Source organism: Brevundimonas fluminis, from assembly GCF_003934285.1.
GTDB lineage: Bacteria > Pseudomonadota > Alphaproteobacteria > Caulobacterales > Caulobacteraceae > Brevundimonas > Brevundimonas fluminis.
Genome location: NZ_RQWJ01000002.1, coordinates 77,506 through 102,573 on the forward strand (window position 1 = coordinate 77,506; position 25,068 = coordinate 102,573).

At 70.9% G+C, this 25,068-nt stretch carries 25 protein-coding genes; 9 read left to right on the top strand and 16 right to left on the bottom strand.

Annotated features, from left to right (window positions below):
• Nucleotides 1-97 precede the first annotated feature (97 nt).
• The 3 genes from EFJ44_RS00820 (at nt 98) to EFJ44_RS00830 (ending at nt 4,310) form a co-directional block, all read left to right on the top strand.
• Nucleotides 98-2,473 (top strand): FtsK/SpoIIIE family DNA translocase, encoded by a 2,376-nt coding sequence (locus EFJ44_RS00820; protein WP_125255296.1) that lies wholly within the window; start codon nt 98-100, stop codon nt 2,471-2,473.
• A gap of 132 nt (nt 2,474-2,605) precedes the next feature.
• Nucleotides 2,606-3,235 (top strand): LolA family protein, encoded by a 630-nt coding sequence (locus EFJ44_RS00825; RefSeq protein ID WP_125255297.1) that lies wholly within the window; start codon nt 2,606-2,608, stop codon nt 3,233-3,235.
• Nucleotides 3,236-3,515: 280 nt separating this feature from the next.
• Nucleotides 3,516-4,310 carry an exodeoxyribonuclease III gene (locus tag EFJ44_RS00830; RefSeq protein ID WP_125255298.1) on the top strand — a complete coding sequence of 265 codons (795 nt, stop codon included), beginning with the start codon at nt 3,516-3,518 and terminating at the stop codon, nt 4,308-4,310.
• On the opposite strand, the gene EFJ44_RS00835 is transcribed toward EFJ44_RS00830, so the two are convergent.
• Nucleotides 4,307-5,716 (bottom strand): SLC13 family permease, encoded by a 1,410-nt coding sequence (locus EFJ44_RS00835; RefSeq protein ID WP_125255299.1) that lies wholly within the window; start codon nt 5,714-5,716, stop codon nt 4,307-4,309. The genes EFJ44_RS00830 and EFJ44_RS00835 overlap by 4 nt on opposite strands.
• Nucleotides 5,717-5,806: 90 nt before the next feature.
• On the opposite strand from EFJ44_RS00835, the gene EFJ44_RS00840 reads away from it, so the two are divergent.
• Complete coding sequence (locus EFJ44_RS00840; RefSeq protein ID WP_125255300.1) at nt 5,807-6,637, top strand: hypothetical protein; 831 nt, start codon at nt 5,807-5,809, stop codon at nt 6,635-6,637.
• Between the two features lie 4 nt (nt 6,638-6,641).
• Here EFJ44_RS00840 and EFJ44_RS00845 read toward each other — a convergent pair whose 3' ends face one another.
• A complete protein-coding gene (locus EFJ44_RS00845) occupies nt 6,642-7,328 on the bottom strand; it encodes a response regulator transcription factor (RefSeq protein WP_125255301.1) in 687 nt (228 codons plus the stop codon).
• Nucleotides 7,329-7,391: 63 nt separating this feature from the next.
• Nucleotides 7,392-8,084, bottom strand: coding sequence for a YggS family pyridoxal phosphate-dependent enzyme (locus EFJ44_RS00850; RefSeq protein WP_125255302.1), 693 nt, complete (start codon nt 8,082-8,084; stop codon nt 7,392-7,394).
• Between EFJ44_RS00850 and EFJ44_RS00855 the strand changes: the two genes are divergently transcribed.
• Nucleotides 8,083-8,721: a thiamine phosphate synthase gene (locus tag EFJ44_RS00855; RefSeq protein WP_206426846.1), complete on the top strand. Its 639-nt coding sequence runs from the start codon at nt 8,083-8,085 to the stop codon at nt 8,719-8,721. The genes EFJ44_RS00850 and EFJ44_RS00855 overlap by 2 nt on opposite strands.
• Here EFJ44_RS00855 and EFJ44_RS00860 read toward each other — a convergent pair.
• Nucleotides 8,718-9,122, bottom strand: coding sequence for an NtrZ family periplasmic regulatory protein (locus tag EFJ44_RS00860; RefSeq protein ID WP_125255304.1), 405 nt, complete (start codon nt 9,120-9,122; stop codon nt 8,718-8,720). The two genes, EFJ44_RS00855 and EFJ44_RS00860, sit on opposite strands and share 4 nt — an antisense overlap.
• A gap of 301 nt (nt 9,123-9,423) precedes the next feature.
• On the opposite strand from EFJ44_RS00860, the gene EFJ44_RS00865 reads away from it, so the two are divergent.
• The 4 genes from EFJ44_RS00865 to holA all read left to right on the top strand — a co-directional run bounded on the left by EFJ44_RS00865 (nt 9,424) and on the right by holA (nt 14,081).
• Nucleotides 9,424-9,897, top strand: coding sequence for a DUF3576 domain-containing protein (locus EFJ44_RS00865; RefSeq protein WP_125255305.1), 474 nt, complete (start codon nt 9,424-9,426; stop codon nt 9,895-9,897).
• A gap of 101 nt (nt 9,898-9,998) precedes the next feature.
• The gene (leuS, locus tag EFJ44_RS00870; protein WP_125255306.1) at nt 9,999-12,551 is read left to right on the top strand and encodes a leucine--tRNA ligase; all 2,553 of its coding nucleotides are present in this window, start codon (nt 9,999-10,001) and stop codon (nt 12,549-12,551) included.
• Nucleotides 12,548-13,024: an LPS assembly lipoprotein LptE gene (lptE, locus tag EFJ44_RS00875; protein ID WP_241209632.1), complete on the top strand. Its 477-nt coding sequence runs from the start codon at nt 12,548-12,550 to the stop codon at nt 13,022-13,024. The genes leuS and lptE overlap by 4 nt, the downstream gene beginning before the upstream one ends.
• 4 nt (nt 13,025-13,028) lie before the next feature.
• The gene (gene holA, locus EFJ44_RS00880) at nt 13,029-14,081 is read left to right on the top strand and encodes a DNA polymerase III subunit delta (protein ID WP_125255307.1); all 1,053 of its coding nucleotides are present in this window, start codon (nt 13,029-13,031) and stop codon (nt 14,079-14,081) included.
• Here the strand turns inward: holA and EFJ44_RS00885 are convergent.
• The 12 genes from EFJ44_RS00885 to hemE form a co-directional block, all read right to left on the bottom strand.
• Nucleotides 14,078-14,263 carry a hypothetical protein gene (locus EFJ44_RS00885; protein ID WP_125255308.1) on the bottom strand — a complete coding sequence of 62 codons (186 nt, stop codon included), beginning with the start codon at nt 14,261-14,263 and terminating at the stop codon, nt 14,078-14,080. The genes holA and EFJ44_RS00885 overlap by 4 nt on opposite strands.
• Nucleotides 14,264-14,267: 4 nt before the next feature.
• On the bottom strand, nt 14,268-14,912 hold the full coding sequence (locus EFJ44_RS00890; RefSeq protein ID WP_206426847.1) for a class I SAM-dependent DNA methyltransferase: 645 nt from the start codon (nt 14,910-14,912) through the stop codon (nt 14,268-14,270).
• Entirely contained in the window at nt 14,888-15,784 is an 897-nt protein-coding gene (locus EFJ44_RS00895) for a ParB/RepB/Spo0J family partition protein (protein ID WP_125256036.1), read from the bottom strand. The genes EFJ44_RS00890 and EFJ44_RS00895 overlap by 25 nt, the downstream gene beginning before the upstream one ends.
• A 16-nt stretch (nt 15,785-15,800) precedes the next feature.
• Nucleotides 15,801-16,604 (bottom strand): ParA family protein, encoded by an 804-nt coding sequence (locus EFJ44_RS00900; RefSeq protein ID WP_125255309.1) that lies wholly within the window; start codon nt 16,602-16,604, stop codon nt 15,801-15,803.
• Nucleotides 16,591-17,211 (bottom strand): 16S rRNA (guanine(527)-N(7))-methyltransferase RsmG, encoded by a 621-nt coding sequence (gene rsmG / locus EFJ44_RS00905; protein WP_241209633.1) that lies wholly within the window; start codon nt 17,209-17,211, stop codon nt 16,591-16,593. The genes EFJ44_RS00900 and rsmG overlap by 14 nt, the downstream gene beginning before the upstream one ends.
• Complete coding sequence (gene mnmG, locus EFJ44_RS00910; RefSeq protein WP_125255310.1) at nt 17,208-19,058, bottom strand: tRNA uridine-5-carboxymethylaminomethyl(34) synthesis enzyme MnmG; 1,851 nt, start codon at nt 19,056-19,058, stop codon at nt 17,208-17,210. The genes rsmG and mnmG overlap by 4 nt, the downstream gene beginning before the upstream one ends.
• Before the next feature lie 64 nt (nt 19,059-19,122).
• Nucleotides 19,123-20,418 (bottom strand): tRNA uridine-5-carboxymethylaminomethyl(34) synthesis GTPase MnmE, encoded by a 1,296-nt coding sequence (gene mnmE / locus EFJ44_RS00915; protein WP_125255311.1) that lies wholly within the window; start codon nt 20,416-20,418, stop codon nt 19,123-19,125.
• 1 nt (nt 20,419) lies between these two features.
• A complete protein-coding gene (locus tag EFJ44_RS00920; RefSeq protein ID WP_125255312.1) occupies nt 20,420-20,647 on the bottom strand; it encodes a DUF6489 family protein in 228 nt (75 codons plus the stop codon).
• A 39-nt stretch (nt 20,648-20,686) separates the two neighbouring features.
• Nucleotides 20,687-22,102 (bottom strand): transcription termination factor Rho, encoded by a 1,416-nt coding sequence (gene rho, locus EFJ44_RS00925; RefSeq protein WP_125255313.1) that lies wholly within the window; start codon nt 22,100-22,102, stop codon nt 20,687-20,689.
• A 197-nt stretch (nt 22,103-22,299) separates the two neighbouring features.
• The gene (locus EFJ44_RS00930) at nt 22,300-22,767 is read right to left on the bottom strand and encodes a CopD family protein (protein WP_125255314.1); all 468 of its coding nucleotides are present in this window, start codon (nt 22,765-22,767) and stop codon (nt 22,300-22,302) included.
• Nucleotides 22,764-23,831: a ferrochelatase gene (hemH, locus tag EFJ44_RS00935; RefSeq protein WP_125255315.1), complete on the bottom strand. Its 1,068-nt coding sequence runs from the start codon at nt 23,829-23,831 to the stop codon at nt 22,764-22,766. Before hemH ends, EFJ44_RS00930 begins: the two co-directional genes overlap by 4 nt.
• Complete coding sequence (hemE, locus tag EFJ44_RS00940; RefSeq protein ID WP_125255316.1) at nt 23,828-24,862, bottom strand: uroporphyrinogen decarboxylase; 1,035 nt, start codon at nt 24,860-24,862, stop codon at nt 23,828-23,830. The genes hemH and hemE overlap by 4 nt, the downstream gene beginning before the upstream one ends.
• Between the last annotated feature and the right edge of the window lie 206 nt (nt 24,863-25,068).

The following is a 25,068-nucleotide window of genomic DNA, read 5'->3' on the forward strand; positions in this document are numbered from 1 at the left end:
GCCGCGTCCACAGCCGAATGGTCGCGGTAAACAGCCCCTTAACCCTGCGCGGGCGAGGGTGGGGCCCAACGCCCCTGCCCCGGAGGATCGCCGCCCCATGTCCGCCGCCCACGCCGTCGGTCAGCAAGTCTGGATCGGGGCCCGCATCCTGTGGCGGGCGCCGGCGGCCGTGCGGTTCCGGGGCGTGCTGCAGGCCCTTCTGGCCGGCCTGCTGGTGTTTGCCCTGGTGTCGTGGAACCGGGACGATCCGAGCCTGAACGTAGCCAGCCGGGGCGAGCCGACCAACTGGCTGGGCGCCCAGGGGGCCCTGTTCGCCGATCTGTTCATGCAGTCACTGGGACTGGCCGCCCACGCCGCGGCCCTGCTGCTGATCGCCTTCGGCCTGGCGACGGCGCTGGGCGACGCCGTGCGTCAGCGACTGCGGCCGACGCCTTTGAACGCCGTGCTGGCCCTGACCGGCGTGCTTCTGCTGGCCGCCGCCATGTCGGCCCCCGCCGCGCCGAAGGCCTGGCCGCTGGCGACCGGTCTGGGCGGGCTCTGGGGCGACGCCGTCGTCGGCCTGCTTGCGGGCGGGCTGAAGGCGCTTGGCGTGCCGGGGGCGCGCGCGATCATGGGCGTGCTGTGCTTCGGCGGCGCCCTGCTGGCGCTGGGCCGGGCGCTGGGCCTGAAGACGACGGACCTTCGGGACGCCATCGACTGGGCCGCCGGGCGTCGACGGCCCGCGCCGCCGCCACTTCCCGTCCGCCAACCGCGTCCGCGGCCCCGCCCGGAGCCCGAGGTGGCCCAGCGCTTGCCCGACGCCGAGGGGAATGAGGCGTCCCCGCCGTGGGACGAGCCCGCGCCCCGCGCGCCCGAGCCTGCTCTCGTGTCGGAACCCCGCGTCGCGGCGCCGAAGGCCGCGAAGACGTCGAAGCGCCTCGACGACGATCAGGGCAGCTTCGACTTCGTGCGGCCGGAAGGGGCGTTCGACCTGCCCCCGCTGGGCATGCTGGCAAAGCCGGCCAAACGCGCCGCCGCCGTCGACGAGGAGGCGCTGAAGCAGAACGCCCGCATGCTGGAGGAGGTGCTGGCCGAATTCGGGGTCAAGGGCGTGATCGACCAGATCCGCCCCGGCCCGGTGGTCACCCTGTATGAACTGGCCCCTGCGCCGGGCGTCAAGCACGGTCGGGTAGTGGCCCTGTCGGACGACATCGCCCGCAGCATGTCGGCCCGCGCCTGCCGCATCTCGGTGGTCCAGGGCCGCAACGCCATCGGCATCGAGCTGCCCAACGCGCGGCGCGAGACGGTCTATCTGCGGGACCTGCTGGCCTCGACGGAGTTCGACAAGCCGTCGCACCTGCTGCCGCTGGCGCTGGGCGAGACCATCGGCGGAGAGCCGTACGTCGCCGATCTGGCGCGGATGCCGCACCTGCTGATCGCGGGCACCACCGGCTCGGGCAAGTCGGTCGGGGTCAACGCCATGATCCTGTCGATTCTGTACAGGCATTCGCCCGCCGACTGCCGCTTCATCATGATCGACCCGAAGATGCTGGAGTTGTCCGTCTACGACGGCATCCCGCACCTGCTGGCCCCCGTCGTCACCGATCCGAAGAAGGCCGTCGTCGCCCTGAAGTGGACGGTGCGCGAGATGGAGGACCGTTATCGCCGCATGTCCAGACTGGGGGTGCGCAACGTCGCCAGCTACAACGAGCGCGCCCGCGCGGCGCAGGCGTCCGGCGAGCATTTCGAGCGGACGGTCCAGACCGGCTTCGACGACCAGGGCCGCCCGGTCTACGAGAGCGAGAAGATCCGGCCCGAGCCCATGCCCTATCTGGTCGTGGTCATGGACGAGATGGCCGACCTGATGCTGGTCGCCGGCAAGGACGTGGAGGGCGCGGTCCAGCGTCTGGCCCAGATGGCGCGCGCCGCCGGCATCCATCTGATCATGGCCACCCAGCGCCCGTCAGTGGACGTCATCACCGGCACCATCAAGGCCAACTTCCCGACGCGGATCAGCTTCCAGGTCACGTCGAAGATCGACAGCCGCACCATCCTGGGCGAGCAGGGCGGCGAGCAGCTGCTGGGCCAGGGCGACATGCTCTACATGGCCGGCGGCGGCCGCATCACCCGCCTGCACGGGCCGTTCGTCACCGATCAGGAGGTCGAGGCCGTCTGCAAGCATCTGCGCGCCCAGGCCGAGCCGGAGTACCTCGACCTGGTCACCGACGATCCGGACGGCGACGGCGACGACGACGGTCCGTATGGCGGAGGCGCGGGCGGGAATTCCTCATCCGGCGACGACCTCTACGATCAGGCCGTGGCCGTGGTCACGCGCGACCGCAAGGTTTCGACCAGCTACGTCCAGCGGCGTCTGCAGATCGGCTACAACCGTGCGGCCACCCTGATCGAGCGCATGGAGCAGGAAGGCGTCATCACCCCGGCCAATCATGCCGGCAAGCGCGAGGTTCTGGCGGGGCCGCCGCCGGTGATGTGAACCGCCCTCCGGCTTCGGCGTTCCTGAACGACCCTTCATCCCGCCGCCGGAATATGGTCAGGCTGGCGCCCTCCCCGCGCCAAGGCCGGGCGGCATGAAGACCGAACTCACAATCCCATAAGGGAGAAGACCATGACCGTTTCCCGTCGCGCCTTCGCGCTCGGAACCCTCGCGGCGCTCGCCGCCGCCCCCGCGTGGGCGCAGGCCGGCCTGTCGGCCGCCGACCGCGAGGCGCTGGGCCGGGCCCAGACCTATCTGCGCGGGCTGACGTCGGCGCAGGGCGCCTTCACCGAGACGGGGGCCGGCGGCCAGCGCCGCACCGGTCGCTTCTGGCTGCAGCGTCCGGGCAAGATGCGGTTCGAGTACAGCAATCCGCAGGGCCTGCTGGTCGTGTCGGACGGCTCCAACGTCATGCGCTACGACCCGCGCCTGAACACCTTCCAGCAGGTGCCCTTGGGCCAGACCCCGCTGTCGACCTTCCTGTCGCGCAACGTCAGCTTCGACCAGGGCGTGCGCGTCGACGACGTCACGATCCGCCCGTCGGGCGCCTTCGCCGTGACCGTCCGGGACGCGCGGCGTCCGAACGAGGGCTACGCCATCCTGGCCTTCGCCGGCTCGCCGATGCGGCTGCAGGAATGGACGGTGGTCGACGCCCAGGGCACGCGGACGCGCACCCAGCTGACCAGCCTGTCGCCCGCCTCGGGCCTGTCGGCCAGCCTGTTCCAGCTGCGCGACCCGACCCGCCGCCCGGGCCGCCGCTGATTCGCCCGCGGGGCGAAGCGTGGCCATGTGGCCACGCAGGCTGCGATCCGGATTTCGGCTTGACGTTTTTCCTCGCCTGTGGCACTCAGGCAACAGGGCTCCGGCCCGCTTGACCTCCGTGGAACATCCCCCTCCCGGCGGCGAAGAGAGACGAACTGAGACGCGCCCGGCCGGTCCTCTGGCCGGGCGTTTCTTTGGGTCCGGACTCCCGCTCACGGCGCGGTCGTTCGCTGCCTGAGGGCGGGTCGCGCCCCGGCTTTCGGCCTGCTAGGTCCCGGTCATGCTTCGCGTCGTCACCTGGAACATCAACTCAGTCCGCCTGCGCATCGACCAGGTCGCCCGCTTCGTCGCCGAGGCCCGGCCCGACGTGCTGATGCTGCAGGAGATCAAGTGCACGGAGGACCAGTTTCCCCGCGCCGCCTTCGACGAGATGGGTCTGCCGTACCTGCGGCTGGCGGGCCAGAAGGGCTGGCACGGCGTGGCGATCGCCAGCCGCCTGCCGATCGAGGACGCGCCCCGCATCGAGGCCTGCCGCGAGGGTCATGGCCGCTGCGTCGCCGGGCGGATCGCCGGGGTCGAGTTCCAGAATTTCTACATCCCGGCCGGCGGTGACGTGGCCGACCGGGCGTTGAACCCCAAGTTCGACCACAAGCTGGACTTCTACGAGCGGCTGACGGCCGACGTGGCGCGGCGCGACCGCCAGGCGCCGCTGGTCATGGCCGGCGACTTCAACATCGCGCCCGGCGAGAACGACGTCTGGAACCACAGATACATGTCCAGGATCGTCAGCCACACGCCGGTCGAGGTCGAGACCCTGCGCCGGCTGCAGGACGCCGGCGGCTTCGCCGACGTGGTCCGCGACCAGACGCCCGAGCCGACCAGGCTGGCCAGCTGGTGGAGCTATCGCGCCGTCGATTTCCGCAAGACCGCCCGCGGCCTGCGGCTGGACCACGTCTGGACCAGCCCCGGCCTGACGCCGGCCGTCGTGCCGGGCTCGGCCGTGATCCACGAACCCGTCCGCGCGTGGGACCGACCCAGCGACCACGCCCCCGTCGCGGTCGATCTCGACGTCTAGAACGGGAAGAAGGTCGGGATGGCGATCATGGCCGCCGCCCAGGTGATGAGGTTCAACGGCAGGCCCACCCGCACGAAGTCCATGTAGCTGTAGCCGCCCATCTGGAAGACCAGCACATTGGTCTGATAGCCGAACGGCGTGGCGAAGGCCGCCGACGCCGCCATCATCACGCAGACGAGGAACGGCCGGGGGTCGACGCCGAGGCTTTCCGCCAGAGCCACGGCGACGGGCGTGATGAGAACCGCCACCGTGGCGTTGGACAGCAGTTCGGTGGCGAACAGGGTCACGCCATAGAGCACGATCAGCGCCCCCAGCGGCCCCAGCGGCCGGATCACGTCGATCAGCGCCTCGGCGCCGGCCTGGGCGAGGCCGGTCACTTCGATGGCGATGCCGATCACCACCATGCCGGCGATGAGCAGCAGAATCTCGGGCCGCAGACCGGCATAGGCCTCTTCCGCCGTCAGCACGCGCAACAGGATCAGGGCGACGGCGCCGGCGAAGGCCGCGGCCGCGATGGGGATCAGCCCCAGCCCCGCCGCAGCCACCACGGTCACGAACACGGCCGCCGCGATCAGGGCCCGCTTCAGGTCGAACGGCCGGTCGGCGGCCTCGAACAGGCCGACGTCGCCCAGATGGGCGTCGCCTGAACCGTCGCGGTTCGTGCGCGCCTCGCCGAGAAAGGGCAGGCCGAAGGGCAGCCGCAGGCGGCGCTTGCGCTGCCGTTCCGCCTCGGCTTCGCGTTCGGCCTCCTCCAGCGCGGCCAGATAGGCGGCCTCCCGCTCGTCCGCCCCGACGGTCGCGCCTAGCTGGCGGGCGCCGACCACGTACAGCCAGACCGCGCCGGTCAGGGCGATCGCCAGTCCCACGGGCGTGATCTCGAACAGGGTGAAGACGGGCTGACCCGCGTTCCTCGCCATGTCGTTGACCAGCAGGTTGGTCGAGGTGCCGATCAGGGTCAGCAGGCCGCCCAGGACCGAGATGTGGCTCAGCGGCATGAGGAAGCGCTTGGGAGACAGCTTCAACGACTTCGCCACGTCGCGCACCACCGGCGCGGCCAGCACCACCACCGGCGTGTTGTTCAGGAATCCGCCCAGCGAGCCGCACATGCCCAGCACCGCCCAGAGGCCCGCCGCGCCGAACCGCTTCGCCAGTTTCGTCGCCTGCCGGATCATCAGGCCCAGAAGGCCGGACAGCTCGATGGCGTAGGCGATGACGAACAGCCCGGCCAGGGCGATGATCGCCGGGCTGGCGAAGGCCGACTGGACCTCCGTGGGACGGACCACGCCCAGCATGAGCAGGACCGCCGCTCCGGTCAGGGCCACCACGTCGGCGCGCAGACGGCCGTGGATCAGAACGCCGACGACGGCGAGCAGCACCAGAAGGGCCGTGATCTGGTCGAAACTCATGCCCCCTCCAGACTCCGACGCGCCGGGCGCGTCAACCCGCCTGAACGGCCAAGGTCGCCATCACAGCGCGCGGCTGCTAGGCTTCGTTGCATGGCTGACGTGAAGTTGAAGTCGCTGATTTCCCTGGTGCTTGCGAGCGCCGTTGCCGGCTTTGTTGCGGGGTGTGGAGACCGCGAGGCCGTCGACGCCGTGCCCGCGCGGCCGCCCGAAACCGAAAACGCGACGGTCCCGTCGCCCGCCCTGCCGCTGACCCGCGCGGACTTCATCGCCGGGGCCGCGGCCGCCGCCGGCGCCTATGCCGTGGGCACGACGCCCGGCGAGGGCGACCCCTTGGTCGGCCGCAGTTTCTCGGTCAGCCTGCCGTTCGGCTGCGGCGGGCCGAAGGCCGCAGGCGGCTCGGCTCTGGACGGTCTGGCCCAAGCGACCTGGCAGGACGCCGACAGACAGGCGATCGTGCTCGCGCTGTCGCCCGCCGACTGGACGGAGTCCGCCCTGATCACCGGCTCGGGCGCGAAGTGGGAGTCCGTCGAGGGTCACTGGATCGACCGCGCCTGGCTGCTGGAGGATCGCTGCCCCACCGTGCGCTCCGACCCACTGCAGATCGGGGCCGCCTTCGCCGAGGCGCCGAGCGTCGGTCTGGCCGGCGTGCACGAGGCCGGAGCCTCACGCCTGAATCGCCGGGACGGGCGGGCCTACCGCCACGTCCTTCGGGGCCCGGACGGCGCCGCCCCGGCCGTGCCGCCCGCCGGCTGGCGCGTCCGGATCGAGGGTCGCATCGTCAGTTTCCCCGACGGCCGCGCCTTCCGGTGCCGCGCGCCCGGCCCGGACGCCCGGCCGACCTGCGTGGCCGCCACGGCGATCGACCGCGTCGCCTTCGAGACCGCCGACGGCGTCGTGCTCAGTCAGTGGCGGCCGGGGTGACCGGCTAGGGCTGCAGCCTGTAGCCGCCCTGATCGGTGACCAGCAGCCGCGCCTGCCCCGGCTCCGGCTCGATCTTCTGGCGCAGGCGATAGATGTGCGTCTCCAGCGTGTGGGTGGTCACGCCGGCGTTGTAGCCCCAGACCTCCGTCAGCAGTTCCTCGCGCGACACGGCCTTGGCGCCGGCGCGGTAGAGGTACTTGAGGATGTTGGTCTCCTTCTCGGTCAGGCGGACCTTCTTGCCCTTGTCGCCCATCAGAACCTTGGAGGCGGGGCGAAAGTCGTACGGGCCGATTCGGAACACCGCGTCCTCGGACTGTTCGTGGCTTCGCAGATGGGCGCGGATCCGGGCCAGCAGGACGGCGAAGCGAAAGGGCTTGGTGATGTAGTCGTTGGCCCCGGCGTCGAGGCCGAGGATGGTGTCCGAGTCCGAGGTCTGGCCGGTCAGCATGATGATCGGCGTCGACACCCCGTCCTTGCGCAGCAGGCGACAGGCTTCGCGGCCGTCCATGTCGGGCAGGTCGACGTCCAGCAGGATCAAGTCCGCGCGGGACTCCCGGCCCAGCCTGACCCCCTCGCCCGCCGTCGTGGCCTGAAGAGGGGCGAACTCCTCGTGCAGGGCCAGCTGCTCGGCCAGCGCCTCCCGCAGGTCGTCGTCGTCGTCGATGATCAGGATCGTCTTGGGGCTGGGCATGAACTCAGAATGGCGACGCTGTGCGGGAACGCCAACCCCGAACGCCCGAAAACCGGATCGGCTTCACCGTCCGGGCGCCGGACGGGGGCCGAACAGGGCCGATCCCAGCCGCACGTGGGTGGCGCCGAGCCGGATCGCCGCCTCGAAGTCCTCGCTCATTCCCATCGACAGGACCGACAGGCCGTTGCGCGCGGCGATCCCCGCCAGCAGGGCGAAGTGGGGCTCCGGCGCCTGGTCGGCCGGCGGAATGCACATCAACCCCTCGACCGGCAGGTCCGCCGCCAGGGCCCGGGCGATGAGGCCGTCCGCCTGATCCGGCGCCACACCCGCCTTCTGAGGTTCCTCGCCGGTGTTGACCTGGACCAGCAGGCGCGGCGAGCGCCCGCGCTTCTGCGCCTCGGACGCGAGCGCGGTCAGCAGACCGTCGCGGTCCAGGGTCTCGATCACGTCGAACAGCTCGCAGGCGGCCGCGGCCTTGTTGGACTGCAGAGGACCGATCAGGCGCAGCTCGCGCGGCCGGGGGTGCTCCGCCCAGCGCGCCCCGGCCTCCTGCACCCGATTTTCGCCGAAGACGTCGGCGCCCGCCGCGATGGCGGCCGCCACGGCTTCATGCGGCTGGGTCTTGGTCACCGCCGTCATCGTCACCGAACCGGCGGGGCGGCCCGACGCCGCTTCGGCGGTCGCGATGCGGGCGCGCGCCCCCGCAAGGCGGGCGGCGATGGACGGCGGCGGCGGGATCGGCGAAGAGGCGGCCATGGACGGACGGGTTCCCCCTGACGAACTCTGGCGGGTCGCGCTGGACCTAAACCGCGCGGCGGCGGCGGTCGACCCCCGCGTCGCGCGTCTGCCGCCGCTGATCTTCATGACCGATCCGACCCGCACGCCGCAGCCGTGGCGAACGGCCGCGCGTCTCCCGCCCGGGGCGGCGGTGATCCACCGCGGTTTCAGGCGCGCCGAAGCGGCGGACGAGGCGGCACGGCTGCGGGACGTGACCCGGGTCGCGGGCGTACGGCTCCTGATCGCGGAGGACGCGGACCTGGCCGCCTCGGTCGGCGCCGACGGCCTGCATCTGCCGGAACGGGTTCTTGGTCGGGCCGCGGTCGTGCGCGGGACGCGCCCGGACTGGCTGCTGACCGGAGCCCTTCATGCTCCCGAGCGGTCCGCCCCCTGCGCGCTGGACGCCGTCCTGATCTCGCCCGTCTTTCCGCACGGCGGACCCTCGCCGGACCGCCCGCCCCTCGGGCTCGGAGGACTGACGGCCATGCTCGCCGCCGCGGGGGCGCCCGCCTACGCGCTTGGAGGGATCGACGCGACGACCGCCCGCCTGCTGCGGGGGTCGGGCGCGTGCGGGATCGCGGCCGTGGGCGCGGTGACGGCCGCCTTGGGGCGTTAGAAGCGGAAGGTCGATTCCAGCCGGACGCGCGGGGCGACGTCTCGGCTGTTCTGGACCGGTCGACCGGGATTCTCCGGCCCTTCGACCAGACCCGCCGAGGCGCCGACCCGGAGGCGCGGGTTGACGCTGTAATAGGCGCCCGCGCCGACGTCCCCCACGCGGGCCGGGTCGCTCAGCGAGGGATCCAGAGAAAAGTCGACGCTCCAGCGGCCCGAACGGTCCAGCCGCAGGGCGCGGCGCGAAGGGGCCAGTTCGGCGGCGCGCGACGCCTCCCCGGCCGAAACCACCGGACGCCGGGCCGTCTGGGCCTCGGCGGCGCCGGCCAGGGCGACGAGCACGAGGGCGCCCAGGGCCGCCGCGGCGGCCCCTCGTCCCTGCATCGGTCGCGTCTGCGCGGTCATGTGCGGCGTCTGTTCCATAGCCCGGTCGTCGATCTAGGCGCCGGGGCCGCCTCCGGTCAATCGAACGGCGACGGCGGGCGGTCGTTCCCTTCCCGCTTGTGTCGCCCGCGTCACGCGAAGACTGCCGCCGCGCGTCGCCCGCCACGCGAACGGCGCCGTTGCGACGCGAGTTCGCCGTTCCGCCGCGCCTTCGCCTTGTCATCGCCCCTTTTCGCCGTGCTATAGAGCCCGACCGAGCCGGATTTGCCCGCGCATCGGCGGCTTGCGCGCCCCGCGCGGCGACGTCTGACGGAGTGTCTACATGCTGTTTGTTCGCGGCGCCGCGACCATCCTGATCGCCTCCACCCTGGCGCTGGGCGCCTGCTCGACGGACCGTCCCTTCGGCCCGACCGTGGGCGACGTCTTCGGCGGCGGGCCCACGACGCGCGCGGCGGCCGAAAGCGCGCAACTGGGCATCGGCGTCAACGCCTACCTGTGGCGCGCGACCCTGGACACGCTCAGCTTCATGCCGCTGACCAGCGCCGACCCGTGGGGCGGCGTGATCAATTACGACTGGTATTCGGACCCGCGCACGCCGAACGAGCGCTTCAAGGCGACGGTGTTCATCCTCGACACCCGCCTGCGCGCCGACGCGCTGAACGTGTCGCTGACCAAGCAGGTGCAGGACGCCTCGGGCCAGTGGGTCGCCGCCGCGGTCGATCCCCAGACCGAGACCGACCTGGAAAACGCCATCCTGACCAAGGCGCGTCAGTTCAACCTGGCCGACGCCCGCTGATTTCCGCGCGCCCGGCTTGACGGGCGTCCAGCCCTCCCCGACTGATCCCGGGCCCGCCGGCCGAGCCTGACGGGCCCCCTGCCCCCAGGAACCGCCTCCCCGTGGCCCGTTACGATCCCAAGACCGCCGAACCCCGCCAGCAGGCGCGATGGGCCGCCGCTGGCGCCTTCCGGGCGCCCGAGACGTCGACCGGCCGGCCGAAATACTATGTGCTGGAGATGTTCCCCTACCCATCCGGGAACATCCACATGGGCCACGCCCGCAACTACGTCATGGGCGACGTGGTGGCGCGGCTGAAGCGCGCGCAGGGGTTCGACGTCCTGCATCCCATGGGCTGGGACGCCTTCGGCATGCCGGCCGAGAACGCGGCCATGGAACGCGGAGTCCATCCCGGCGACTGGACCCGGTCCAACATCGCCGCCATGCGCGAGCAGCTGAAGCTGCTCGGCCTGTCGCTGGACTGGTCGCGCGAGTTCGCCACCTGCGAGCCCGAGTACTACGGCAAGCAGCAGGCCTGGTTTCTGGAGCTGTTCCGCCGCGGCCTGGTCTACCGCCGCGAAGGCACCGTCAACTGGGACCCGGTCGACGCGACGGTGCTGGCCAATGAGCAGGTCATCGACGGGCGCGGCTGGCGTTCGGGGGCGGTGGTCGAGAAGCGCAAGCTGAACCAGTGGTTCCTGCGCATCACCGACTATGCCGACGACCTGATCGAGGGGCTGAAGGAGCTGGAAGGCCGCTGGCCCGACAAGGTCCGGCTGATGCAGGAGAACTGGATCGGCCGGTCGAAGGGCCTTGAGATGATCTGGCGCTTCGCCGGTCAGCCGCCGGAAGGCTTCGAGGACGGGATCACCGTCTACACCACGCGGCCAGACACCCTGTTCGGGGCCGGCTTCCTCGGCCTGGCCCCCGACCACCCGATCTCCCAACGGCTGGCCGCGGAGAATCCCGAGGTCGCCGCCTTCGTCGCCGAGTGCCGCAAGGGCGGCGCTTCGACCGCCGACATCGAACAGGCCGAGAAGATCGGCCGGGACACGGGCCTGAGGGTCCTCCACCCCTTCGACGGGCGGGAAATCCCGGTCTGGATCGCCAACTTCATCCTGTCGGACTACGGCACCGGCGCCGTCTTCGGCTGTCCGGCGCACGACCAGCGCGACCTGGACTTCGCCCGCAAGTACGGGCTGCCCGTGATCCCGGTGGTGCGCCCCGACGGGGCCGGTGACGACTTCTCGATCGGCGACGAGGCCTACGTGGGCCCCGGCCGTCTGTTCCACTCGGACTTCCTGAACGGCATGGAGGTCGAGGCGGCCAAGGCCGCGGCCATCGCCCGCATCGAAGCCATGGGCCAGGGCGCCGGCGCGACCGTGTATCGTCTCCGGGACTGGGGCGTCAGCCGGCAGCGCTATTGGGGCTGCCCCATTCCGGTGATCCACTGCGACGCGTGCGGCGTCCTGCCGGTGCCGGGGGACCAGCTGCCGGTGGTCCTGCCCGAGGACGTGACCTTCGACGTGCCCGGCAATCCCCTGGACCGCCATCCGACCTGGAAGCACGTCGCCTGTCCCGACTGCGGCGGCGCCGCGACCCGGGAGACGGAAACGCTCGACACCTTCGTGGACTCCAGCTGGTATTTCGCCCGCTTCGCCGATCCGAACGCGGCGGAGCCCATCAATGCCGCCGCAGCGAACCGCTGGCTGCCGGTCGACCAATACATCGGCGGCGTCGAACATGCCGTGCTGCACCTGCTCTATGCGCGCTTCATCAGCCGCGCCCTTTCCGACGCCGGACTGATGAGCGTGAAGGAGCCGTTCGCCGGCCTGTTCACCCAGGGCATGGTCGTGCACGAGACCTACCGCACCGCCGACGGCCAATGGGTGGAACCCGCGGACGTCGACCTGACCACCGAGGCCGGAAAGCGGTCTGCGCGGCGCCTGTCCACCGGCGAGGCCCTGGCCATCGGCGACGTCGAGAAGATGTCGAAGTCGAAGAAGAACGTGGTGGCCCCGCAGGAGATCGTCGACCTGCACGGCGTCGACGCCGGGCGCCTGTTCGTCCTGTCCGACAGCCCGCCGGAGCGCGACGTCCAATGGACCACCGGCGGCGTCGAGGGCGCGAGCCGCTTCGTTCAGCGGGTCTGGGCCGAGTTCGACCGCGAGATCGGTCCGGGCGCGCCTGACGCCGACGTCGCCCTGCGTCGCGAGACGCACAAGACCATCAAGGCGGTCACCGAAGGCGTGGAACAATTCCGTTTCAATTCGGCGATCGCGAAACTGTACGGCTTCCTCGGGGCGCTCAGGGCCCATGAGTCCGCGGGCGGCGAGGCCCGGCGCGAGGCCCTGTCGGCCTTCGCCCGCCTGATCTCCCCCTTCGTGCCCCATCTGGCCGAGGAGTGCTGGACGCGGCTGGGCGAAGACGGGATGATCCTCGACGCGTCGTGGCCGGCCTTCGACCCGGCGCTGGCGGCCGACGATGAAGTGACCCTGCCGATCCAGGTCAACGGCAAGCGTCGCGGCGAGATCCGCGTCGCCCGAGGACTGGAACCGGCCGAAGTCGAGGCGATCGTGCTGGCCGATTCCGAAGTGCTGGCGCGGCTGGAGGGGCAGACGGTGAGGAAGGTGGTCGTGGTCAAGGACCGCATCGTCAACCTGGTGGTGGCGTGATCCGCCGCCCTGCCCTGATCGCGGCGGCGGCGCTGGGCCTGTCCGCCTGCGGCTTCACGCCCCTGTACGGCGAGGGCGCGGGCATGGCGCTCTCGCGCGTCGCCGTGTCGACGCCGGACGATCGCTTCGGCTATCGCCTTCGTGAGGCGCTGGAAGACGCTTTCGGGGCCGATCTGGGGGCCACGCCGGCCTGGCGCCTGGAGACGGCCGTCGAACAGGACCGCCGCCCGGTCGGCCGCCGGATCGACGACACCGCCGCCCGCTATGAGCTGACCGTCCGCATGGCCTGGGTGCTGACGCCCACGGCCGGGGGCCGGCCGGTGACGGGCCTCGAAACGGCCGTCGTCACCTACGCGTCCGCCGACCAGCCCGTGGCGGCCATCGCCGCCCAGGAAGACGCGGAGGTCCGTGCCGCCGCCGAACTGGCGCGGGAAGTCCGTCTGGACGTGCTGGCCGCGATCGCGGGGCGTTGATCCCGTGATCCTGAGCAAGCGCCCCGAGGTCGAGCGCTTTCTGAAATCTCCTGACCCTGCCGTCCGGGCCGTCGTCATCCATGGCCGCGACCGCTCCGGCGTGGCCGAGCGGTCCGAGACCCTTTGCCGGATGGTCACCCCGGACCTGAACGACCCCTTCAACGTCAGCCTGCTGGCGGACGCAGACGTCGACGCGGGAGACGGGCGTCTGGAGGACGCGCTCGCCGCCATGTCCCTGATGGGCGGCCGCCGGCTGGTCCGCGTGCGTCTTTCGGCCGAGAAGGCGGCGACCGACAAGGCCTTGGCCGCGGCCCTGAAGGTCCATGCGGAGGGCGGCTTCAATCCTGACGCCCTGCTGGTCGTGGAGGCGGGGGCCCTGGGCCGCGATTCCGCCCTGCGCAAGGCGGCCGAGGCCAGCCCGAACGCCGTCGGAATCGCCTGTTACGAGGACGAAGTCGGCGACGTGGCCCGCATGACGCGGGAGGCGCTGGCCGCCGACAAGGTCGGTCTGACCGGAGACGCGCTGGATCGCTTCGTGGCCCGCCTGCCGCGCGAACGCGGCCTTATGCGGCAGGAGATCGAGAGACTGGCCCTGTTCATCGGCCCCGGCAGCGGGCGGACGATCGACGTGGCCGAACTCGAACAGCATCTCGGGGTCGAGCCGGACGCCAGCCTTCAGGACGCTGCCCAGCAGGCCTTCGGCGGAAAGGCCGCGCCGGCTCAATCCGGCCTGCGCCGCGCCTTTCTGGAGGGCGAGGGCGCCGTCGCCGCCCTGCGCGCGATCGGCCGGCAGCTGCAGGTCCTGATCCGGGTGCAGACCCTGGTCGGCGCGGGGGCCGGGGCCAAGGAGGCGACGAAGGCGGCCGGCGTCTTCTGGAAGCAGGAGGCCGAGGCGCTGCGGCAGGTGAAGTCGTGGACCCCCGAGGCCCTGGACGCCGTCATGGACTCCCTGAACGCCGCCGAACTGGCCTGCCGCTCCACCGGCTCCCCCGACCAGCTGATCGCCGAGCGTCTGGTGCTGGAGATCTCGGCCCGGGCCCGCAGACTGGGGCTCTAGCCCCGCTTGGACGCCCGCCGGAACGCGGGCTTGTTCAGCGCCGCGTTCTGGCGCTCCACCACCTTCTCCGCGTGCTGGCCGGGCTTGAAGCCGCCGGACTTCGGCGCCAGGGCGCCCGCGCGCTTGGCGGCGAGGGCCCTCTTCATGGCCTCGGTGGTCGGATTGCCCGGTTCGTCGGTCATGGCCTCAGTCTGACGCATTCCGCCGCGCCGTCCAGACCCGTGCGCCCTCGTCGTGCAGGTGGAGCACCTTTTCCTCGATCCCGACGAAGCCCGCCTGCGCCAGTCCTTCGCGGTACTCCGCCGGATCCAGGCTGGCGTGATGCAGCGGCCGGCCCATCCACTCGCCCATGGCGACGCCGCGCCTCGGGCCGCCGACGAACATCAGGATTCCGTCCGGCCTCACGTGGCGGGCATAGACCCCGGCCATGGCCTCCTGGGCGTCAGCCGTCAGATGGAAGCTGGACCACCAGGCCAACACGCCGTCGAAGCGGCGCCCCAGATCGAGGCCGCGCATGTCGGCGGCGATCCAGTCGTGCTCCGGAAAGGCCGCGCGGCATCGGTCGATCAAGGCAGGCGAGACGTCGACGCCGGTCAGGCGGAAGCCGCGTGCGATCAGGGTGGCGGCGATGGGCCGTCCTGAGCCGCAGCCGAGGTCCAGCACCGCGCCGCCTGCGGGCAGCGCCGCCATGAAACGATTCAGATGGACGGCTTCGTCGGGTCGCAGCGTCACGCCGCGCGCTGCGGCCCATGCGTCGGCATGGCGGGAATAGAGCTCGCCGATCTCCGCCGCGGCCGCGTCGTCGCTCAGGCCTTCATCAGGCGTCGGCACAGGTCGTCCAGCTGGTCGAGGCTGCGCCACTGCAGGGTCAGCTCCCCCTTCTCTCCCGGCCCGGCGGACAGGCGCACCTTCAGGCCCAGGGCGTCGGCCAGATCCTGCTCGAGCGCCGCGATGTCGGGGTCGGCGTCGGCGCCGGCCGGCGTGACGCGGGATTTCGGGGGCGTCGGCCGCTCCCCTTCCGTCGCCCGACGCGCCAGCGCCTCGGTCTGGCGGACGTTCAGCCCGTCCATATAGGCGCGGTCGGCCAGGGCGCCGGGATCCGGCGTGTTGATCAGGGCCCGGGCGTGCCCGGCGGAGAGCTTGCCCTCCCGGACGTAGGTCAAGACCCTTTCCGGCAACTGCAGAAGGCGCAGGGTGTTGGCCACGTGGCTGCGGCTCTTGCCGACGACCCCGGCCACGGCGTCCTGCGTCCGGCCGAAGCGGTCCATGAGGACGCGATAGGCCTCCGCCTCCTCAAGCGGGTTGAGGTCGGCGCGCTGGACGTTCTCGATGATGGCGACTTCCAGCACCGCCACGTCGTCCAGAACGCGCTCGACGATCGGCACCTCCGTCAGTCGCGCCTGCTGCGCGGCGCGCCAGCGGCGCTCGCCGGCGACGATCTGCCATGCCCCCGGCTCGTCGGGGTGGGGCCGCACGAGGATGGGCTGCAGCACGCCGCGATCGCGGATGGAGCCCGCCAGCTCGTCCAGATCCTCCTTGGCGAAGATTTTTCGCGGCTGATCCGGATTGGGCTTCAGCGCCTCGATCGGCACGCTGCGCACGCCGGCCGGAACCGGTCCCCCGTCGACCGGCGCGCTCTCGACCACCTGTTCGCCCAGCAGGGCCGACAGGCCCCGCCCCAGGCCGCGCTGACGTTCGCTCATCATCCCCTCCAACTCCTCAGGCCGCCTGCAGCCGGACGCGCTCGCGCGCCACCACTTCCCGCGCCAATCTCAGGTAGGCCTGACTGCCCGCGCATTTCAGGTCGTAGATCAGCGCCGGCTTGCCGAAGGACGGCGCTTCCGAAACGCGGACGTTTCTAGGTATGACGGAGTCATACACCTTGTCGCCGAAATGCGCGCGGACGTCGGCTTCGACCTGTCCCGAAAGGGCGTTGCGGCGATCGTACATGGTGAGCACGAGGCCCTGGATCTCGAGCTTCGGGTTCAGGCTCTGCCTCACCATGTCCACCGTTTTCATCAGCTGGGTGAGGCCTTCGAGGGCGAAGAACTCGCACTGAAGCGGAACCAGAACGGCGTCGGCGGCCGCCATGGCGTTGAGCGTGAGCAGGTTCAGCGACGGGGGGCAGTCGATCAGGACGTAGTCGAAAGGGGCCCCCTGCCCCGCCGCCTGCGCCGCGAGCGCGTCGCGCAGACGGTACGATCGGCGGTCGGCCTGGCTCAGTTCGATCTCCACGCCCGACATGTCGGCGTCGGCCGGAATGATGTGCAGACCGGGAACGGCCGTCGGCACCGCCGCGTCGTCCACCGGGCGGCCGTCCACGATGACGTCGTAGATGGTCACACGGCGTGTTTCACGTGGAACGCCGAGCCCCGTCGAGGCATTGCCCTGCGGATCCATGTCGACGATCAGCACGCGCTGGCCAATGGCGGCCAGGGCGGTGCCGAGGTTGATCGCGGTGGTGGTCTTGCCGACTCCGCCCTTCTGGTTCGACACGGCGAGGACGCGGCTATTGGCGGACACGGCGAAGACTCCGGACGGACACCACGCGTCCCCGCGCGTCGCTGCGCGACGGGAACAACTGGCTTTCGAAATGCCAGACCTTGCGGGCCTCCGCCACCTCGGCCTCGGCCTTCTCCCCCTTGAGATAGAGGCCCGCCGCGCCCTTCTGGTGATAAGCCTGTGCATAGCCGAGCAACTTCGTCAGCGGGGCGACCGCGCGCGCCGTGACGACGTCGACCCTGGCGGCATGCTGCTCCGCGCGGCCCCAGACCACGGTCGCCGGCAAATCGAGGGCGTCGACGACCGACTGGAGGAAGCGGCAGCGCTTCTGCAGGCTGTCGATCAGATGCACATGCCCGCCGCGCGGCTTCATGAAGACCGCGAGCACGACGCCGGGCAGGCCCGCGCCGGCGCCCAGATCGGCCCAGGTCCGGGCGTCCGGGACGTGCGGGATCAGTTGGGCCGAATCCAGCGCGTGGCGGTTCCAGAAATCGGCCAAGGTGTCCGGCCCGACGAGGTTCATCACCGCGTTGCTCTCGATCAGCATGCGGCGATACGCGTCGAGGTCGGCGACCACCGCGTCGGTCGCGTCCGTCGCGGATTGGAAACCGGCGGCGTCGAGGGTCACGCCGCGACGCGCCGGACGTGGGCCAGCAGCGCCGTCAGGGCTCCGGGCGTCATCCCTTCGATGCGGCCGGCCTGACCCAGACTGAGCGGTCGGACGCGCTCCAGCTTCTCGCGCACCTCGTTCGACAGACCGCCGACCGCGGCGTAGTCCAGGTCGACCGGCAGACGCAGGTCCTCATCCCGCTTCAGCGCCGCCGCGTCCGCGGCCTGTCGGTCCAGATAGCCGGCATAGGCGGCGTCGACCTCGACCTGCTCGCGCACCTCCGCCGACCAGTCGGCGATCTGCGGCAGGACGGAACGGAACTGATCCAGCGTCACGCCGGGGTGGCCCAGAAGGTCCCGGATCGAGCGGCGGCGACCGTCGGCGTTCACGACCACGCCGAGCTCCGAGGCCTGCCTGGGCGTGAAGGACGTCTCTCGCGCCGCCGCCAGAGCCGACAGGACCTGCGAACGCTTGTCGGCGAAACGCCGGCGGCGGTCGGCGCCGACGATCCCTGCCGCCTCGGCCACAGGCGTCAAGCGTTGATCGGCATTGTCGCTGCGCAGGTTCAGCCGCCATTCGGCCCGGCTGGTGAACATGCGGTAGGGCTCGGTCACGCCCCGGGTGACGAGGTCGTCGATCATGACGCCGACGTAGCCCTGGTCGCGGCCGACGACGACCGCGTCCTGCCCGCCCGCCTTGCGCGCCGCGTTGAGCCCGGCCATCAACCCTTGGGCGCCCGCCTCCTCGTAACCGGTCGTTCCGTTGATCTGGCCGGCGAGGAACAGGCCGGGGCGCGCCTTGACCTCCAGCCCGGGCGTCAGCTCGCGCGGATCCACGTAGTCGTATTCGATGGCGTAACCGAAGCGGAACACCTTTACGGCCTCCAGCCCGGGAATGGTGCGCAGGAACGCCGTCTGGGTGGCGTCGGACACGGAGGTGGATATGCCGTTCGGATAGACGGTCGGATCGTCCAGACCCTCGGGCTCGAGAAAAATCTGGTGGGAGGTCTTGTCGGCGAAGCGGACGACCTTGTCCTCGATCGAGGGACAGTAGCGGGGGCCCCGTCCCGACAGGCGCCCGCCATAGACGGCGCTTTCGCCGAGGTTCTCGGCGATGATCCGGTGCGTCTCTTCCGTCGTCGCCGTGATGCCGCAGGCGATCTGCGGCACGGCGATGCGATCGGTCAGGAAGCTGAAAGGCACGGGCTCGTCGTCGGCCGCCTGCATCTCAAGCCGGTCCCAGGCGATGGTCCGGCCGTCGAGCCGCGCGGGCGTGCCGGTCTTCAGCCGCCCCAGAGCCAGTCCGGCGGCGCGAAGGTCGGCGGCCAGGCCGATCGACGGCGCTTCGCCGTGGCGGCCGGCCGGGATGCGGGCGTCGCCCTTGTGAATCACGCCGTTCAGGAAGGTGCCCGTCGTCAACACGACGGCGCCGGCGGCGATCTCCTCGCCGGCGCCGGTCACGACGCCGACGACGCGGGCGCCGGCCAGCATTAGCCGCTCGGCGGCGCCCGCCAGACGCGTGAGGTTCGGCGTGGCCGCCAGTTCGGCCTGCATGGCCTCGCGGTACAGGCGCCGGTCGATCTGGCTGCGCGGGCCCCGCACCGCCGCCCCCTTGGAGCGGTTCAGCATGCGGAACTGGATGCCCGACAGGTCGGCCATGCGGCCCATCAGGCCGTCCATGGCGTCGATCTCGCGCACCAGGTGGCCCTTGCCCAGGCCGCCGATCGCGGGGTTGCAGCTCATCTCGCCGATCGTCTCCAGCTTCTGCGTCAACAGAAGCGTCCGGGCGCCCGCGCGCGCGGAGGCCGCCGCGGCCTCGCAGCCGGCGTGGCCGCCGCCGATGACGATGACGTCGAAGCTGGTCATGGGACGCGGGACATAGTCGAAACCGCCGCGAAATTCCACCCGGCGCGGCGTTTCACGTGAAACGTCACTTGCCGATGCAGAAGCTGGCGAAGACCTCGCCCAGGACGTCCTCGACGCCGATCTCCCCCGTCACCTGGGACAGGGCGGTGGCGGCCCGTCGCAGGTCGTCGCCGGCCATCTCCGGCGCGAGACGGAGCGCCCGCCGCCCGTCCTGCACGGCCGCCAGGGCCTCGCCCAGCCGCCGGCGGTGGCGGGAGCGGGTCACAGCCGGAAAGTCGGCGCCGGTCAGGTCGCGACGGAGCCGATCCGCGAGGGCCGCGTGCACGGAGTCGAGTCCCAGACCCGTCGCCGTCGACACGGACAAACCCGCGCCGTCCGGCGGCGCCAGATCCGCCTTGGTCCAGATCACCAGATCGTCGTCCTGGACGAAGGCCGCAGCGGCCCCTTCGGGATCGCCGGGCGCCCGTACCCACAGGCGCAGATCCGCGCCCGCGGCGCGGGCCCGCGCGCGGCGCACCCCCTCCGCCTCGACCGGGTCGTCGGACTCCCGCAGCCCGGCCGTGTCCGAAAGCGTCACGGCGTATCCTTCGATCACCAGTTGGGCGTCCAGCACGTCCCGCGTCGTGCCGGGGATGGGGGTGACGATGGCCGCCTCGCGGGCGACGAGGGCGTTGAACAGCGAGCTCTTCCCGGCGTTCGTCTCGCCGATCAGGACGACGCGATACCCCTCGCGCACCCGCTCTCCCCGATCCGCATCCGACAGGGCACGGCGCAGGTCGTCCGCGAGGCGATCCAGAATCGGCCCGGCCGTCCGGGCCAGGTTCTCCGGGATCTCCTCGTCGGGAAAGTCGATTTCGGCCTCGACCAGGGCCAGCGCCCGCAGCAGGTCGGCCCGGAACCCCGAGTAGACCGCGCTCAGGGCGCCGTCGAGCTGGCCCAGCGCCTGCTTCGCCTGTGCCGCGCTCTCCGCGTCGATGAGGTCGGCGACGGCCTCGGCCTGTGCCAGGTCCATTCTGCCGTTCTCGAACGCCCGGCGCGTGAACTCGCCCGGTTCGGCGGGGCGAAGTCCGAGATCGGACAGGGCCGACAGAACCCCTTCCACGACGGCCCGACCGCCATGGAGATGGAGCTCGGCCACGTCCTCGCCCGTGTACGAGGCCGGGGCCGGAAACCACAGGACGAGGGCCTGATCCAGACGGGCCTCGCCATGGCGAAGGGTCCTCAGGGTCGCCAGACGGGGCCGGGGCGAAGACCCCACGAGCGCCGTCAGGGCCGCCTTCGTCTTCGGCCCGCTGATCCGGACGACGGCGATCGCACCCCGTCCGGCCGGCGTCGCCAGGGCAAAGACGGTGTCGGCCACCTCAGCCCTTCGTGGCCGCTTCCATCAGACGGCGGAACTGATCCTGAGCCTGAAGGCCGAAGCTGGTCCAGGTCTTCATCAGTTCGTCCGGCTGCATGGCGGCGACGTTGGCCTGCATGCGCGACTGCATCTCGGCGATCATGGCCTCGTTAAGAGGCGTGACGTCCGGGAGACCCAGGAAGGCGCGCGCCTCGGCCGGAGTGCAGTCGATCTCGACGTTGACCTTCATGCGGCCGTCCCCTGTTTCACGTGAAACGCCTTGGGCGCGTCAGGTGTTCATAGACTGGAAGAAGTCCGCGTTGTTCTTCGACTGGCGCAGCTTGTCGAGCAGGAATTCGATCGCGTCCTGCGGACCCATCGGGTTCAGAATGCGGCGAAGGACATAGGTTTTGGCCAGCTGGTCCTTCGGGGTGATCAGGTCTTCCTTGCGGGTGCCCGACTTCAGAACGTCGATGGCCGGGAAGATCCGCTTGTCGGCGACCTTGCGGTCCAGCACGATCTCGGAGTTGCCGGTGCCCTTGAACTCTTCGAAGATCACCTCGTCCATCCGGCTTCCGGTGTCGATCAACGCCGTGGCGATGATGGTCAGCGAACCGCCCTGTTCGATGTTGCGGGCGGCGCCGAAGAACCGCTTGGGCCTCTGCAGGGCGTTGGCGTCGACGCCGCCGGTCAGCACCTTCCCGGAGGACGGCACGGTGGCGTTGTAGGCGCGGCCCAGACGGGTGATGGAGTCCAGCAGGATCACCACGTCCTTCTTGTGCTCGACCAGGCGCTTGGCCTTTTCGATCACCATCTCGGCCACCGCGACGTGGCGGGTGGCCGGCTCGTCGAAGGTCGAGGCCACGACCTCGCCCTTCACCGTGCGCTGCATGTCGGTGACTTCCTCAGGGCGTTCGTCGATCAGCAGGACGATCAGGAAGACCTCGGGGTGATTGGCCTCGATCGACTTGGCGACGTTCTGCAGCATGACCGTCTTGCCGACGCGCGGCGGGGCCACGATCAGGCAGCGCTGGCCCTTGCCGAGCGGGGCGACGATGTCGACGACGCGACCCGTGCGGTCCTTCAGGGTCGGATCCTGGATTTCCATGTGCAGCCGCTCTTCGGGATAGAGCGGCGTCAGGTTGTCGAACAGGACCTTGGTCTTGACCAGTTCGGGGTCTTCCAGGTTGATCGTGTCGCACTTCAGCAGGGCGAAGTAGCGCTCTCCCTCGCGCGGGCCGCGCACGGCGCCGTGGACGGTGTCGCCCGAGCGCAGGCCGAAGCGGCGGATCTGGGACGGCGAGACGTAGATGTCGTCAGGGCCCGGCAGATAGTTGGCGTCGGGGCTGCGCAGGAAACCGAAGCCGTCCGGCAGGATCTCGAGGACGCCGTCGGCGATGATCTCGACCTCCTCCTCGGCCAAGGCCTTAAGGATGGCGAACAGCAGGTCCTGCTTGCGCAGGTTTGAGGCGTTCTCGATTTCCAGCCCTTCGGCGAACGCCACCAGATCGGCCGGCGTCTTCTCGTTGAGCTCGGCAAGGGTGATGCGGCCGTTGGGCACGATCGGCTCGCCGTCGTCCTCGTCCTCCTCGTCGGCCTCCTGATCGACCATCGGCAGATCGGCGGCGGAGACTTCGTCGCCCCGGACGGCGTCCAGGGTTTCGGCTTCGGGAGCGGTCGGATCGGTGTCGCGGACGTCGGTCATGGGTCTTCTTCAGGCAGACGCGGTCAAGCGCTCGCTAGGGCGAGGCTCGAAGTCGCGGGAATGTCCGGCCTCACGGCCGCAGGAGGGACGATGGACTCCGCCTCTCTCGAAGGAAGCGGCATCGTCGGAAGGAGAGGGACCGTCCGGCCGGGCCAGGATCGGTTCGCCGCCAGCGAAACCACGCCGCCGCCGTCAGGTCAACCGAAAGTCCATTCCGTGGTCACCGAGAGCACCATGACGACCGCGATCACGAAGGGGATCTCGTTGGTCATGCGCCAGAAGCGGCCGGACCTCCTCGACGTCCCGGCATGGATGCGCTTTCGTTCGCCGGCAAGAAAGCCGTGCCACGCGCTGAGGGCGATCACGCCGGCCAGCTTGGCCAGCATCCACGGCTGCACCAGGAACTCCCAGCCGCGCGTCGTGCCGTCGATCCAGATCAGCCAGCCCCCGAAGATCCACGCCGCCGTCATGGCCGGATTGACGATGATCTTCAGCAACCGGGTCTGCCACGTGCGGAGCAGGTCCCGCATCCCGGACCTCAGAGGTTCCGGCTTCTCGGCCTGTTCGGCGTCGTAGGCGTAGAGCCGCGGCAGGAACAGCATCCCCGCCATCCACGCGATGACCGCAAGAATGTGCAGGCCCCGCGCAAGGTCGTAGGTCGTCATGCCGCACGCCTTTCCGTCTGACACGGACACGCCTTCCAGTCTTTGCGGCAACCGGGCCCGTGGGGCGCCGTCCCCTCGCGTCCGAGGGCCTCCGTCACCGCGGCGGCCAGTGCGCCGATGAAATCGGGCGCGACGCCCGCCGCCGGCGCGCGCAGATAGGGCGCCACGCCCAGGCCGTGGGCCAGCTCGGCGTACTCGACGTCCAGCTCCACGAGGGTTTCTATGTGTTCGGACACGAAGGCGACCGGCGTCAGCAGCACCCCCACCCCATCCGCCGCGGCCTTCCCGATCGCCTCCGGCGTGGACGGACCCAGCCATTTCAAAGGACCCACCCGGCTCTGGTAACAGACGTCCCAGCGGTCGCCTCGCGGGCCGAGGTCGAGCCGGGCGGCCAACGCCGCGCAGGTGGACTCGACCTGCTCCTGGTAGGGGTCGCCCTTGCCCGAGACCAGCTTCTCCGGGATGCCGTGGGCCGACATCAGGACCCGCACGGCCGCGTCTCCCGCTTCCGCGAGCCTGGCCGAAATCGCGCGCGCCTGCGCCTCGATCCAGCCGTCGGCGACGGGCCAGCAGCAGACCGTGCGCGACCTCCCCGGTCCCCGATAGGTCTCGCGCCACAGCTTGAGCGACGACTCCGTCGTCGTGGTCGAAAACTGGGGATACAGCGGCAGCAGAACGATCTCGTCCGGCGCGAAGGCCGCCACCTCCGCCGCGACCTGCTCCGTGAGCGGGCGCCAGTAGCGCATGCAGACGAAGGCGTGGATCTCCTCACCGGGGAGCTCCGCACGCAGCCGGGCCTCCAGCGCGGTGGCCTGGGCCCGGGTGCCGGGCAGCAGCGGCGAGCCGCCGCCCATCAGGGCATAGTTGGCCTGGGCGCTGTTTTCCCGCCGGGAGGAGATCAGGCGGGCCAGAGGCGTGCGCACGAATCCGGGCAGACCGATGATGGCAGGATCATTGAACAGATTGAAAAGAAAAGGCTTCACGTCGGCGGGGCCGTCCGGCCCCCCGAGGTTGAACAGGACGACGGCGATCCGCCGTCCGGCCCCTTCCGTCCGTCCGCTCATTGCGCTCCAAGTCTCCGCAGCACCTGCTCGACGTGCGCGATCGGCACGTCCGGCAGGATGCCGTGGCCGAGGTTGAAGATCCACGGACCCCGTCCCCAGGCTTCGGTCAACTGGTCGACCCTGCGGTCCAGCGCCGCGCCCCCCGCTCTCAGCAGCAGCGGGTCCAGCGCGCCCTGGATCGGCTTGATCGCCTGCACCCGTCGGCCGACCTCAAGCGGACAGGCGGTGTCCAGCGCCACGGCCTGAACGTCGCAGGCGCTCGCATAGCGCTCGGCCAGCGCCGCCGAGCCGCGGGGGAAGCCGATCAAGGGGAGGGTCACGCCCAGTTCGCGGACCCGGGCGACCAGTTTCTGGTGCGGGCGCAGGACCAGCCGCTCGAACAGGTCGTCCGGCAGGCCCTCGGCCCAGCTTTCGAAGATCTTCAACACCTGGGCGCCGGATTCGGCCTGCATCTTGAGATAGTGCGCCGTCGCCTCGACGAGGACGTCCAGAACCCCGTCGACGAGCTCCGGCTGCTCATAGGCCCAGGTCCGCGCCTGCGCCCGCTCGCCCTTGCCGATGGTGCGGGCCTCGCCGTCCAGCATGTAGGTCGCCACTGTCCACGGCGCGCCGGCGAAGCCGATCAGGGCGCGCTCCGGCTCCAGCTCCCTGCGGACGATGGTCAGCGTCTCGCCGACCTGCGACAAGGCGCGGCCCGCGTCGGCGGTCAGGGCGCGCATGGCCTCGACGGGCGGCAGGGCGCCGAGACGCGGCCCCTCCCCCGCCTCGAACCACACGTCCTGTCCAAGAGCCCGGGGGATCAGCAGGATGTCTGCGAAGACGATGGCGGCGTCGAAGCCGAACCGCCGCATGGGCTGCAACGTCGCTTCCGCGGCCTTCTCCGGATCAAGGCAGAACTCGATGAAGCCCGGCGTCGTCGCGCGCAGAGCCCGGTACTCGGGCAGATAACGCCCGGCCTGGCGCATGAACCACACGGGCGGGCGGTCCGGGGTTTCTCCGGCCAGAACGCGCAGAAGGCGGGGGGTCGTCATGCGACGGACTTACGGGCTGACGCGTCTGCGCTCAAGCCGACCTCTTTCCTTCCCAACCCTTCCCTTGAATCGAAAGAAGGGAAGTAGGGAGTTGGAGGCGGGAAGGCGGGGATGAAGAGGCGGTCCATGGCCGCCGTCCCCGGGTTCTCCACGGAGAGCGCGCCGGCTCCGTGGGCTGGGGATGAACCGGGGCGCCGTCGGCCGTC

Bases quoted from the DNA above. Each gene is read 5' to 3' on its own strand.
- hemE (WP_125255316.1), bottom strand. From the start codon at position 24,862: ATGACGACCCCCCGCCTTCTGCGCGTTCTGGCCGGAGAAACCCCGGAC.
- rho (WP_125255313.1), bottom strand. From the start codon at position 22,102: ATGACCGACGTCCGCGACACCGATCCGACCGCTCCCGAAGCCGAAACC.
- EFJ44_RS00845 (WP_125255301.1), bottom strand. From the start codon at position 7,328: ATGCCCAGCCCCAAGACGATCCTGATCATCGACGACGACGACGACCTG.
- EFJ44_RS00855 (WP_206426846.1), top strand. From the start codon at position 8,083: ATGGACGGACGGGTTCCCCCTGACGAACTCTGGCGGGTCGCGCTGGAC.
- EFJ44_RS00885 (WP_125255308.1), bottom strand. From the start codon at position 14,263: ATGACCGACGAACCGGGCAATCCGACCACCGAGGCCATGAAGAGGGCC.
- mnmG (WP_125255310.1), bottom strand. From the start codon at position 19,058: ATGACCAGCTTCGACGTCATCGTCATCGGCGGCGGCCACGCCGGCTGC.
- EFJ44_RS00820 (WP_125255296.1), top strand. From the start codon at position 98: ATGTCCGCCGCCCACGCCGTCGGTCAGCAAGTCTGGATCGGGGCCCGC.
- EFJ44_RS00865 (WP_125255305.1), top strand. From the start codon at position 9,424: ATGCTGTTTGTTCGCGGCGCCGCGACCATCCTGATCGCCTCCACCCTG.
- EFJ44_RS00830 (WP_125255298.1), top strand. From the start codon at position 3,516: ATGCTTCGCGTCGTCACCTGGAACATCAACTCAGTCCGCCTGCGCATC.
- EFJ44_RS00835 (WP_125255299.1), bottom strand. From the start codon at position 5,716: ATGAGTTTCGACCAGATCACGGCCCTTCTGGTGCTGCTCGCCGTCGTC.
- EFJ44_RS00920 (WP_125255312.1), bottom strand. From the start codon at position 20,647: ATGAAGGTCAACGTCGAGATCGACTGCACTCCGGCCGAGGCGCGCGCC.
- EFJ44_RS00860 (WP_125255304.1), bottom strand. From the start codon at position 9,122: ATGACCGCGCAGACGCGACCGATGCAGGGACGAGGGGCCGCCGCGGCG.
- hemH (WP_125255315.1), bottom strand. From the start codon at position 23,831: ATGAGCGGACGGACGGAAGGGGCCGGACGGCGGATCGCCGTCGTCCTG.
- EFJ44_RS00825 (WP_125255297.1), top strand. From the start codon at position 2,606: ATGACCGTTTCCCGTCGCGCCTTCGCGCTCGGAACCCTCGCGGCGCTC.
- EFJ44_RS00850 (WP_125255302.1), bottom strand. From the start codon at position 8,084: ATGGCCGCCTCTTCGCCGATCCCGCCGCCGCCGTCCATCGCCGCCCGC.
- EFJ44_RS00840 (WP_125255300.1), top strand. From the start codon at position 5,807: ATGGCTGACGTGAAGTTGAAGTCGCTGATTTCCCTGGTGCTTGCGAGC.
- EFJ44_RS00930 (WP_125255314.1), bottom strand. From the start codon at position 22,767: ATGACGACCTACGACCTTGCGCGGGGCCTGCACATTCTTGCGGTCATC.
- EFJ44_RS00895 (WP_125256036.1), bottom strand. From the start codon at position 15,784: ATGAGCGAACGTCAGCGCGGCCTGGGGCGGGGCCTGTCGGCCCTGCTG.